This window comes from Rhodopseudomonas sp. BR0G17 (genome assembly GCF_010907025.1).
In the GTDB taxonomy this organism is placed as follows: domain Bacteria; phylum Pseudomonadota; class Alphaproteobacteria; order Rhizobiales; family Xanthobacteraceae; genus Rhodopseudomonas; species Rhodopseudomonas palustris_H.
The window spans coordinates 1-641 of the sequence record NZ_QUML01000092.1 but is presented as its reverse complement, the minus strand read 5'-3'; the positions used below and the strand labels follow the sequence as shown (position 1 = coordinate 641).

Annotated in this window: 1 pseudogene; it reads right to left on the bottom strand. The window is 65.2% G+C overall.

The annotated features are described in order from the left end of the window. Positions 1-641 (bottom strand): annotated as a pseudogene (locus DY467_RS25340) (GGDEF domain-containing protein); the annotation flags it as partial.

The window sequence follows — 641 nt, the reverse complement described above, 5'->3', positions numbered from 1 at the left end:
GCGAGTTCGTTGAAATGTTCGACCGGATGCCGCCGGTCCGGCAGATTGGTCAGCGCGTCGGCTCGCGCAAGCCGCGTCGCTTCGGCGCGCAGCGTCAACTGCTCGGCGGTGGTAGCGTGGATGTAGTCGATCAGTTCGAGGCCGCCCAACGCGAAGATCACGAATAGCAGCGCCTGAGCGGTGTGCAGCAGATCAAGATTCCACAGCGCAGCCGCGACCGCCGGTGTCACCGAGACCACCAGCGAAGTCTGTACGATCCACGGCCGTATCGAGAACCGCGTGGTGGTGCCGGCGCAATAGCCGAACACGAGTCCGCCCGCGATCATATGCGCGGCGAGGTCGGGCAACAGGAAGCAGCGGACCGCGAAGGCACCGACGCAAACGCCGGTCGAGATCACGCCGACGGCGAGTCGGCGCTCCCACAGTTTCGCCATCCCGACATCGAGCGGGCGCTTTGCAACGGCATGGTCGAACGCGAAGCACAGAACAAGCCGTCCAAGCGTCACCGCCATGCCGGCGAGGCCGATGACCGCCATCATCAGATCGTGCGTCTGCCAAGCGACCGCGAGGCCGGTGGTCAGCATCGCCCAGCCCACCACCACGATGGGCCAACGCGCGGTGTACAGCAATCGAACGAAATC